This window comes from bacterium (assembly GCA_040753085.1).
Taxonomy (GTDB): Bacteria; UBA9089; JASEGY01; order JASEGY01; family JASEGY01; genus JASEGY01.
Genome location: JBFMHI010000051.1, coordinates 7,432 through 15,393, shown reverse-complemented (window position 1 = coordinate 15,393; position 7,962 = coordinate 7,432). Strand labels below are relative to the sequence as shown.

Sequence of the window (7,962 nt, the reverse complement as noted above, 5' to 3'; positions counted from 1 at the left end):
GTACGTTTCATGCTTCGTTGCCTCCTGCTGGTTTTGGATTGTTTGGTATTTTTAAGCTATTATACCACAGGAGGCAGAAATTAGTAAATAATTTATTTGCAGATGATTGCCATTTTTAAACAGCCTCCCAAGGAAATAATTATCCCCTTTGATGGAGTACTTACCAAGATTAGTATAAAGAATGGGGCCATAGTTTCTCGGGGGAATGAATTGGTCACCTTAGTTAATCCCAAAGATATTTGTGGGGCGTTAAAGGTTTCAGGGGAAAATATCTCTAAGGTCAAAGAAGGACAAGGAGTAATTATAAAAAAAGAATATTATTCCACATACTCAATGGCAGGTAAGATTGAGGAGATTAGTATGATCTCTGAAGAGGACTCCTCTTCTGAAGGTGAAGGGAAGGATTATTTTAAGGTAAGGGCTAAATTAGCTCAACCCATTGGAGGCGAGTTAATTAATAAGGTAATATATGGTGAAATAATCTTAAAAGAGAAAAGTGATGCTATTACGGTGGATTTTGAGGCCATAAGGTATGAAGAAGATGGTAGTCCTTATGTTTTCTTATATAAAGAGGGAAAGGCAAAAAAACAAAAGATAGGTATTGGATTAAAGGGTGAAGAATGTGTTGAGATTATAGAGGGGGTTAACTTACAAGACAAGATAATTATCCAGGAAGACCTACCATTAATCGATGGTCAAAGAATTAAAGTACAAGACAAAAGTGAATAATGGGCAAGATAATCGAAATCCCTTTTACCAGCAATTTGATTGAATTTATCGCCGATAGGCTGATTAACGCCGCTAAGAAGAGGGGTGTAAACCCATCCGATTTTTCCCAGGCCGCTGTTGTATTTCCTCATCACCGGCCAGGCCTCTATCTTCGCCGGATATTAGCTGAAAAACTGGGACAGCCCTTTTTTCCCCCCCGGATATTCTCAATGAATGAGTTCATGGATTTTTTGGCCGAAAAGGTCTCACCCGGCCTCACCCTGGCCAACAGTCTGGACAGCAGCTACTTACTCTTTAAGGCCGTAAAGCGGATTCCGGACAATCCCTGGCAGGGGGAATATTCTTCCTTTAATCAATTCCTGTTCTGGGGATTAAAGCTGGAGAAGGCGGTTGAAGAGCTTGATATTGAGATGGTTACGGATAAGGCCCTTAAGGGTATTAATATGGGAGACCTCTGGGGGGCTAATGTGGCCGAGAGCGCCGGCCTTTTGATGAACCATCTGGCAGAGATCAGGCAGGTCTATCACCGTCTTCTTGAAGAGCGAAGACTCACCACCCGTGGCAGAAACTATGCGGTGGCGGCTGAAAATATCGAAAAAGGCCACCTGGCCCCCTTTCAGTCGCTCTATTTGGCCGGCCTCTTTGCTATGACCGGGGCAGAGAAGATAGTCATCCGGCATCTCCTGAAACAGCCGGAGGTTAACCTGATCCGGCAGAATGATGGAACCAGATGGACACCCTTTGAGGATTTCGGATTTCGGATGGCGGATGGCAGAGGGCCAAATAGTCTGGAGTATGAAGGGGAAATGGTAAGCGATGGACGGTGGACAATGGAGTCTTCCTCTGAACTCGAAACTCGACGACCCCCCGAACCCGAAACTGAGTCCCCCCGGATATTCCTTTACAGCGCCTTTAATACCCATTCGGAGGTAGTCGGATTAAGAGATATACTTACCGCTAATTCGCCATCCGAAATCCGCCATCCGCAATCGGTAGCTATTGTCCTGCCTGAGCCTGAGTCGCTTATTCCTCTCCTTTCCGAAGTAATGACCGCGCTTCCGGTGGACTACAATATTACTATGGGCTATCCGGCCGTCAGGACACCGGTCTATGCCCTTTTAGACCTGTTTATGAAACTTCAGGAAACAAAGAGGGATAGCGCTTACTATTTGCCAGACTATCTTTCCCTCCTGATGCATCCCTACCTCAAGAATATCCGCCGTGATCCGATTAAATCTACGCACACCCGAATATTAATCCACTCCATAGAGGAGACACTTATGAAGCAGGGCAAAATGTTTCTTGATTTGAGTGAAATTGAAAATAGAGATGACATCTTTGAACAGGCGGCGCGGATGACGGCAGGTAAGGTCACGAGCCAGGATTTTAAGGATGTTTTAACCCGGATACATAATATCTTTATTAGAAAAATGGATGGGGTTAAGACCCTGGCCGGGTTGGGGAACTGCTTTGAAGAGATTCTGATTTTCCTGCTCAGACACAGCCCGGCGGTTTACTATCCCTTCTCCCGTGAATTTTTCGACCGATTTTTTGGTCTCCTGGATAAAATAAAAGAGCTACTAATCAAAGACGAAGAATTCATAGAAACACCAACTCAAAACCGGGGCCCCAAAGACCTCTTCGACCTCTTTCGCCATATGGCCAAAGAAGAAGACATCCCCTTCAAGGGTATACCCCTTAAGGGGTTGCAGATTTTGGGCTTATTGGAAACGCGGGCCTTGAATTTCGACCGGGTCTTTCTCCTGAGCGCCAATGAAGGCGTTCTCTCGGCGGTGAACTCTTTTGATTCACTCCTGCCCCTTCCTTTGAAGGAGGCCCTGGGCATGCCGCCTCATTACCAGACCGAGGAAATCTACCGTTACCATTTCCATCATCTTATCTCTTCCGCCCGTGAGGTGCATATTTTTTACCGGAAAACTGAAAAAGAGACGCGCAGCCGGTTTGTTGAAAAACTGGTCTGGGAAGAGGAAAAGAAAAATAAGGAAATCGGGATCTTGAAGGACAATCCCATAGAGCTAAAGGTATCACTGCGTCCTTCCCGGCCGTTTGAAATGGCCAAGAGTCCAGAGATACTCGATGTCCTCCGGCGACAAACCAGCTTTTCGGCCAGCGGATTGAATTCTTACCTTAAATGTCCAGCCCAATTCTATTTTTCCAGGGTCTTATGTCTAAAAGAAAAAGAAGGCATGTCCGACGAATTTGAGGCGGCTGGCATTGGCACTATGCTTCACCAGGTCCTGGCGCGGCTCTACCAGCCCCTTGCCGGGAGGGGGATTCTGGGGGAGAAAGAATATACCCTACTTGAGGCAAGTTTGCCCGGGGTGCTGGAGGAAGTTTTCCTAAAAACCTTCGGCGAGCTTCGGGGCGAGGCGTATCTCCTGAAGGAAATCGCCCTTGATCGCCTGAAGAAATATATCTTAGCGGAGAGGACTAAATTTATGGGCCAGATTAGTCTCGTCTCAACTGAAAAAGACCTGTCTTGCTCACTTCAACTGGAAGATGGGAAAATTGTTCAGTTGTATGGCCGACTGGACCGTATTGACCGCTTGAATGAAGAAGACATAATAGTAGATTACAAATCAGGGGGGATAAATAATTACTTCTTTAATGTGAAAGCCCTGGACAAGGTGTTAACCTCGCGACAGGAGATGAAAGAGAAGATAAAATCCCTCCAGCTTCCCTTTTATGTCCTGCTTTATCAAAGGGTTTATTCCATCCCAGCTAACAGGATAAATTCCAGGTTAGTCTCTCTTCAGAAAGGAGACGAGGAACTCCTCTTTAAGACGAATAAGAAACCAGAGAAAACAAACCGGCAGGAATTTCTGGAAGGCTATTTCCTGCCCACCATAAAAAATCTTATTGAAGAGATCCTAAATCCTGATATCCCTTTTGTGAGTGATGATAAAAGTGAGGGATGCCTATATTGTTCTTTTCCGGCCTTTTGCCGTAAGAGAGGGTAATAGGCTGAAGGCTGTTGAACTTCAGTCTTCAGCCTATCTGCCTTCAGCCTATCTGCCTGAGTAGTTACATTTGTCAAACATATACCTCTACCTTCTCCTGGCTCGCTTCATCTACATAGACCAGCCAGCCTTCGACTTCTTTGCCGGAATAAATGTCGGCCAGGAGTTCTAAATAGGTGCGCACCTGTCTTTGATGCTCTTCAGAACGCGGCTCTCCGGTTTTGAATTCAATAACCACCGCCTTTTCAGGATACACCAGAACCCGGTCTGCCCGGTATTCCTGGCCTGTGTCGTCTACTATCTCCTTCTCACAGTAGACATTGACATCATCCGGCAGGATAAACCAGTGGCGAAGGCCTTCTTCATCAAAGAGCTTTCTCATCAGGAGAACTATCTCCTGTTGCTCCTCACTTAGAGAAGCAAAGATTTCTTCAAGCTCCTCCCCCCATCGCTCCAAGGACAGCCTCTCTATTCCGGCCAGGAATTGGTGAATGAGTGTGCCTCTCTGCCGGGCCATTTTTCTTTCAACATCCACCAGGTCGTCGACATTTATCTTGGGACGATGGAGCTTATCCTGCCACTCATTGGTCAAGGGAGGATGCTTATGGCCTTTGGTCGGCTTGGGAACGCCTCTCTGTCGAATAAGGGAAGAGCCGCTCTCAAAGACCGGTTCTTCAAAAAGGATCGGCGTCGGGAGTTTTCCGGTCATGCTTTTATATTCCGGGATAAAGATGTAGAGTTCATCTTTGGCCCGGGTTAGGGTGACATAAAAGGTATTTAATTCCTCTATTAGTTGTGAGGCAAATTTTTTCCGGCGAAGCTCCTTCAGTTTTGGAGAGAGGTGGGCCTGTTTTTTATTAATCCGGTAAGGAATGAAGTCATCGCCTTCTTTCTCGTAGACTTCTTTAATCGGCGCATCGTTCAAATAGGTAAACGGATTAATAACGACTGGAAATCCAAGTCCTTTGGCCTTGTGGATCGTCATTACCTTGACCGCATCGGTATATTCAGGCAAAACCACCTGAAATATCTCCTCCTTTTTTTCCTCACCGGACCAGAGACCGAGAAAGGCCTTCAGGCTGTTTTGGCCTTGTGTCTCGCCGTGTTTGGCGATCTCAAGGAGCTGGTAAAAGAATCCTTCTTCGTCGGGAAAACTTTGGAAGGCCTCATATTTTTTAAGAATACGGCTGAGCAGGTCGTAAGGAGGCAAAAATCCAACGGCATTGAAATATTCTTCCAGCCAGGCCTTCCACACCTCCGGGAATTTATCTCGGAACAGGGTGTAAAGCGGCCTTTCAATCTCTCGGTTTTTCAGGAGAAAGGAGAATATCTCCTCACGGGGGAGTTGGCTTATCTTAAGGAATATCTCGCCTGAGATGAAACAGGCAAAAGAGAAGTCATCGATAGGCGAATCCAAAAATGCCAAGAAGCTGACTATTTCCTGAATTAGGTGGTTTGAGGATATGTCGAGCGTCCGGGCGGAAGCCACCGGTATGTCCGCCCCTGACAGAACGCTGGTAACCATGGCCGCCTCATCATTTGTCCTGACCAGAACGGCAATCTCGCCTGGAGAAAACCGGCGGAGGAGATCATTGTTGATTAAGTTGACCAGACGTCTTCCGACTGCCACCTTGAGTTCTTCACTGGCCAGCGGCTCATCCGGTGAAATCCTCTCCACCCGAACCAGGCCGCCTTTGGCCTTTTCTTGGGAAACAGGCGCCTGGGCCGCATGGCGATAGGTTTCAAAAAGCCGGGATAAATCAGGTTCCTCTTCTTTTATCCTTTTTGAGGACTCTGCCCAGCTAGAGAGATTCTCATAGGAAAAGATGTCATTAACAAAAGAAACAATATCCTCCCGGCTGCGGTAGTTTGTTTGCGGAAATTCCTCATTAATGTTGGCGTTTTCTAGACTTACGAAAGCATCTTTTGCCTCCTCAAAGAGGGCGCTCTCTCCTCCCCTGAATCCATAGATGGCCTGTTTCTTATCGCCGACGTAAAAGAGTGAGCCTCTCTTTGACAGGGTCTCTTCGATAAGCGGGAATAAGTCCCTCCACTGAAGCCGGCTGGTATCCTGAAATTCATCTATAAAAAAGTGGGCTATCCGGTCACCAAGATGAAAGTAAATCTCCGGGACAATCCCTTCTTTCCTGAGGAATGACTCAAGCAGCGCCGGCAGCTCTTCCATTAAGATGATCTGTCGGCGGGCCTTAAAGAAGCGGAGACCTTTATCAAAGCAGGCCGCAATATCAAGGAACGGTGAAAACCGGCCGTGGGCCATTATTTCAGCCAAGGCAGAAATCCCTTTTCGAATCTCATCCCAGGCCTGCTGCTGGTAAGGTTTAATGATTGAATTTTTATGGCAAAGCTCGGCCACATCGTTTTTCAAGAACCAGTCCTTTTCCCAGGGCAGCTCTTTATCCTCAAGAAAGTTATTGGCTGCCTTGATAAAATGCTGCTTGAAGTCTAATCCCTCGGCCAGTAATTCTTCAATCAGTCCTTTGAGCGACTTCCGCTTTCTGTCGATATCTTCAACTGACGAAAAATCTTTAGGTGACGAAAGTCTTTGGCCCTCCAGGAATTCCTGTTTCCTCAAGCTGCTGATATTCTCAAGGATGGCCGTCTTTATATCCCAACTGATTTCCTGGTTTATCCGGAGAAACTCCTGGACCAGGTTGAGAAAGAGGGAGGTGTTCGGCCCGTTCCAATAAACCTGGGAGAGGAGTTCATCCAGGACAAACTTAAGGGCCGGCCCTGAGTCTAAACTTATTTCAAAATGCGGCGGCAGGCCCAGCTCCAGGGCGGAAGACATGGCCACCGAGGTCAGGAAGGAGTCGATTGTCTGCACCTTAAGGTCTGAATACCTGTCAAGCAGCTCATCAAGTTTCTGACGGGCGGACACCTCTACTTCAGGGTCTTCCAGGCCTTGTTTCTTAAGCTGCGATATGACACTATGTTTCATCTCCCTCATTTCGGGCATACCTTCACAGGATAAGCCGGAACAAGCCTTAAGGCCGGAGATGATCCGGTCCTTCATCTCAGCAGTAGCCTTATTGGTAAAGGTAATCGCCAGGATATTACGCGGGGAGGTATCTATGGCCGGTGAAAGGATAAAATGGATGTATCTCTGGGAGAGGGCGAAGGTCTTGCCTGAGCCTGCTGAGGCCGACATGACCAGGATGTGAGGGAAATTCATCATTGCACCTTTGCCAGGTCTTCTGCCCAGATTATTCTTAGATATGGAAAGAGATAGACTTCCCTCTCTAATAATCGGCGCAGTAATATTGGAGAAACTTTCTTGAAATGGAAGAGATTTGTAGCCTAAGAAAAGATCGGTGGAATCTGTATAATCAGTGTTCCTCTTTTTGTACGGCTAAGTAGTTACGAGGAATTTTACCTCACGGTGCTTATATTATAACTTATAGAAATGAGAAAGTCAACTGAAAAGTTAAGACTTAATATATGCTCAAAATTAGAGTTACCTGGCCTCAGATTTTTATTGATATTTCAGGATTTTGGTGGTATAATGTAGTATATTAAGAAGAGAGAGAAAAAGGGGGTATCAAAAATATGAGTTTTATAGAAGCATTATCATTAGTAGGCGTAGCCGCTACCATACTGGGAGTATTTGTAACTGTCTATGCGATAATTAACAATAAGACTCTAAAAAAAGAAAGTAAACTGACCCGAGAAACATTAGGAGAAGCATTAGAAAGGGAAAGTAAACTGACCCGAGAAACATTAGGAGAAGCATTAGAAAGGGAAAGTAAACTGACCCGAGAGGCATTAGAAAAACAAAGTATCCTAACTCGAGAAATGATACAACAGACAAACCAATATTTGGCTAAATATTTAGGTGATTTAATTGTTGCCCAAAGAGAGAGAACACATCAAGCTGTTTAATTTCATCCTAAATCGAGAAATGATCCAACAGACAACCCAATATTTAAAAAGGGGGTATCAAAAATATGAGTTTTATAGAAGCATTATCATTAGTAGGCGTAGCCGCTACCATACTGGGAGTATTTGTAACTGTCTATGCGATAATTAACAATAAGACTCTAAAAAAAGAAAGTAAACTGACCCGAGAAACATTAGGAGAAGCATTAGAAAGGGAAAGTAAACTGACCCGAGAGGCATTAGAAAAACAAAGTATCCTAACTCGAGAAATGATACAACAGACAAACCAATATTTGGCTAAATATTTAGGTGATTTAATTGTTGCCCAAAGAGAGAGAACACATCAAGCTGTTTA

General features: G+C 45.4%; 5 protein-coding genes. 4 read left to right on the top strand and 1 reads right to left on the bottom strand.

Annotated elements, in window-relative coordinates; genetic code table 11:
• The first annotated feature begins 102 nt into the window (after positions 1-102).
• Both AB1797_07100 and AB1797_07095 read left to right on the top strand, forming a co-directional pair.
• Positions 103-729 (top strand): HlyD family efflux transporter periplasmic adaptor subunit, encoded by a 627-nt coding sequence (locus AB1797_07100; GenBank protein MEW5767381.1) that lies wholly within the window; start codon positions 103-105, stop codon positions 727-729.
• A complete protein-coding gene (locus AB1797_07095) occupies positions 729-3,710 on the top strand; it encodes a PD-(D/E)XK nuclease family protein (GenBank protein MEW5767380.1) in 2,982 nt (993 codons plus the stop codon). Before AB1797_07100 ends, AB1797_07095 begins: the two co-directional genes overlap by 1 nt.
• 73 nt (positions 3,711-3,783) lie before the next feature.
• Here AB1797_07095 and AB1797_07090 read toward each other — a convergent pair whose 3' ends face one another.
• A complete protein-coding gene (locus tag AB1797_07090; GenBank protein MEW5767379.1) occupies positions 3,784-6,906 on the bottom strand; it encodes a UvrD-helicase domain-containing protein in 3,123 nt (1,040 codons plus the stop codon).
• 371 nt (positions 6,907-7,277) lie between these two features.
• Here AB1797_07090 and AB1797_07085 point away from each other — a divergent pair, with 371 nt between their 5' ends.
• Positions 7,278-7,610 carry a hypothetical protein gene (locus AB1797_07085; GenBank protein ID MEW5767378.1) on the top strand — a complete coding sequence of 111 codons (333 nt, stop codon included), beginning with the start codon at positions 7,278-7,280 and terminating at the stop codon, positions 7,608-7,610.
• A 65-nt stretch (positions 7,611-7,675) separates the two neighbouring features.
• Positions 7,676-7,962 (top strand): hypothetical protein (locus AB1797_07080; protein ID MEW5767377.1); only part of this gene is annotated, 287 nt, incomplete at its 3' end.